The organism is Streptomyces sp. NPDC002130, from assembly GCF_040296465.1.
Classification (GTDB): Bacteria; Actinomycetota; Actinomycetes; order Streptomycetales; family Streptomycetaceae; genus Streptomyces.
Genome location: NZ_JBEOXI010000520.1, coordinates 1 through 2,727, shown reverse-complemented (window position 1 = coordinate 2,727; position 2,727 = coordinate 1). Strand labels below are relative to the sequence as shown.

General features: G+C 62.2%; 3 protein-coding genes. 2 read left to right on the top strand and 1 reads right to left on the bottom strand.

Annotated elements, in window-relative coordinates:
• The coding region (locus ABT116_RS42130; RefSeq protein ID WP_351645705.1) for a saccharopine dehydrogenase family protein at window positions 1–972 on the top strand (972 nt) is incomplete at its 5' end.
• Between the two features lie 198 nt (window positions 973–1,170).
• Window positions 1,171–1,605, top strand: a complete 435-nt coding sequence (locus ABT116_RS42125; protein WP_351645702.1) for a hypothetical protein — start codon at window positions 1,171–1,173, stop codon at window positions 1,603–1,605.
• A 412-nt stretch (window positions 1,606–2,017) separates the two neighbouring features.
• Here ABT116_RS42125 and ABT116_RS42120 read toward each other — a convergent pair whose 3' ends face one another.
• Window positions 2,018–2,248 (bottom strand): helix-turn-helix domain-containing protein, encoded by a 231-nt coding sequence (locus tag ABT116_RS42120; protein WP_351645708.1) that lies wholly within the window; start codon window positions 2,246–2,248, stop codon window positions 2,018–2,020.
• Window positions 2,249–2,727 lie beyond the last annotated feature (479 nt).

Here is a 2,727-nt window from a genome sequence, read left to right as displayed (position 1 = left end):
GCAGCGATCGAGACCGGGACTCACTATCTCGACATCTGCGACGACTGGGAACCGGCCGTCGACATGCTGGAATTGAATTGCGCTGCCAGGGAAGCCGGAATCTGTGCGGTAGTCGGCATGGGCGCAAGTCCCGGGATGAGTAACCTCCTGGCCGCGATGGCAGTCTCGCGATTGGACGTGGTCGACGACCTGTACACAGCCTGGCCGGTTGATGTCGAAGGCGAGGACGAGTCGGTAGACACATTGAGTGCAGCCGCCGTTCACTGGATGCAGCAGATCAGCGGCAAGGTGCCGGTCGTTCGTGCGGGACGAATCGTCAAAGAAGCACCGTTGCGTTCCATTGCACTGGAACTGCCCGGCGGACGCCGCGGAAACGCTTACGTGGTCGGGCATCCGGAGCCGGTGATGTTTCATCGAACCTTCCGCCCCTCAGGTCATTCGGCAAATCTGATGGTGATCACACCGGAAACCGTTGCGTTTCTCGACGTTCTACGTTCGGATATCGACAAGGGCAGAATCGATCTCGACTCGGCCGCTGAAGAATTGGGCAAGCCCTCGCTCAGCCGGATGATCCGTGCTGCGCCTCGCATGCTCACGCGCGCCGACCACGGATCCTTGCCGTCGTTCTTCGCCTCGGCCACAGGGGTGCTCGATGGACGAAAGACGCGCGTCGAGGCACGGATCGCTGATGATTCACCGGTATCGGAGTTGCTGTCGGACATGGCCGGTGCAACCGGAATCCCCTTGGCGCTCGGCCTTGCTCAGGTGGTGTCGCGGCTGGCCGACGGAACGATCTCTGATCGGGTCGGTGTGCACTCAGCTGAGCCTGATCGCCTGCGGCGCCCTCGGAGAATCGCTGACGAGCGTGATCGTCCCGAAGGTCGAGTCCGCCGACGTGCCTATCGGATCGCCGATGCCGCCGCCTTCAACGGCCGGCCTTCTCCTGCACAAGCTCGGTCTCACACTCGCTGATCGCGACGCGCAGATCGCGGGTATTCGCGAGTGGCTCAAGACGAATGAGCCGACGCCCGGGTTGGTGCGGAACCTCAATCGCCGTGGTTTCGGCGACGTCTTGACTGACTGAATCCACTCTCGGGTCGTTGCCGTAACCCTCTGATCAGAAATTCGGTAGATACAGTTATCTCTGTCTACCGTTCAGAGGAGCTCAGGATGACTGCACCAACCGCCCCGGCGGGGGACAAGCCGCTACCCACCGGATGGCGCGGGCCCGTGCTGCCGTTGAACACACCGTCAGGTGACATGCGGCAGTTCATGCTCGCCGACGGCGCCGAACCTGCGATCCGGCCGCTGCCAGTCGCTCTCTCCGCGCAGGACGAGATGTGGGACAACCATGAGGGTTCCCGCGTCGTCGGGCTCGTCACCCGAGCCTGGGTCCAGGATGGGCATCTGTGGGCAGAAGGGCCGTTGGACCTCGACGACACGTTCGGCGCCGAGTACGCCCGCAAACTAGGTAACGGGTTCGCAGGCTGGGTATCCGCCGACCTGTCCGACATCTCACTCGAAGAAATCCCACTGCGGTCCGACAAATCAGAGTGGGCGCCGCACAGGCAGAACAAGAACATTAGGCATACGACTTTCGACTGACCTGAACGGTAAGAATTTTCAGCTCCACAATCGGGAGGGACGAGCGGGACGCTTTCGGATCGCCGGGGGCGATGCTGGTAATCCGTTAAGCCCGAGCCGAACAGCAGTGGCGGACGCTGGTAACTCAGCCTCATTGAAGGTCGCACACCCACAAACAATCGGATTGCGATGTTGCCCGACGCTATCTGCGGGCTGCGGAAGACCGCGAGTTACTGGCCCAGTACCTGGGTGAGTCCATGATCTGGTGCGGCAGAGCGCGTGGTCGGGTGTAGTGCCACCGGAGAGTGGCCAAGTCGGGCGCAGCTGTGACCTCTCGACCGTCGCCCGGGCCCGGCACGATTCCGAGCGCCATCAATAACATTCCAGTTGAGGCACCCGGCATCGGTGCGCGAAAGTCGTAGCTGATCCTTCTCTATCCACTGTGTGAACGGCGTTGTTCGACGGTCAACGCGAGGGCCGTGACAGCTAGGTCGCTGGTGCTTGTGACATCGAGCCCAGTGAGGGTGGTGAAGTCCCGAAGGCGTCGGCGCACCGTGTTTCGGTGCCTGTGTGTGCGTTCGGCGATGTTCGCGATAGTTCCCCCGTACGCGACCAGGTCGCCGACAGTCTCCAACAGAGCGGTGCGCTCGTACTCGCTCAGCATTTGTAGTGGACCGAACACTGCCTTGTGCACAGCATCGGCTACTTCGGCGTTTCCAGCTGCGATAGTGTGCAACCAGGTCTCGCGCACATGGCGCACCCCTGGAGTGACTCGGCCTTCGACTGTGGTCCGAGCAAGGCGAATTGCGCCAGGAACGTGTGCGAGTCCCTCGGCGTCCACCACGGTGCAGACGTGGTCCTCCAGTGCGACAAGATAGTCGATGAGGTTGGTTCTGGTATTCGGACGGTGAACGATCGCACGTAACTCATGTCCGTACCAACCGAAATGGTGAGCGATGCCGCTGGAACTCAATCGATGGGCGCAGCCGCCGATTAGCTCGGGTTGGGGAACGCCAAAATCCCCGACAGGACACAGGAATGTACCCGACCGTGGCGCGGTCCGGACGACAGGCCCTGGGTCAGGGCGCGAGGATCACCGAGCGCGTGAGGTGGCGCGGTCGGTCGGGGTCCAGTCCGCGGGAC

What these genes read in the sequence shown, in the direction of transcription:
- ABT116_RS42120 (WP_351645708.1), bottom strand. Translation starts at nt 2,248, where the DNA reads ATGCTGAGCGAGTACGAGCGCACCGCTCTGTTGGAGACTGTCGGCGAC.
- ABT116_RS42125 (WP_351645702.1), top strand. Translation starts at nt 1,171, where the DNA reads ATGACTGCACCAACCGCCCCGGCGGGGGACAAGCCGCTACCCACCGGA.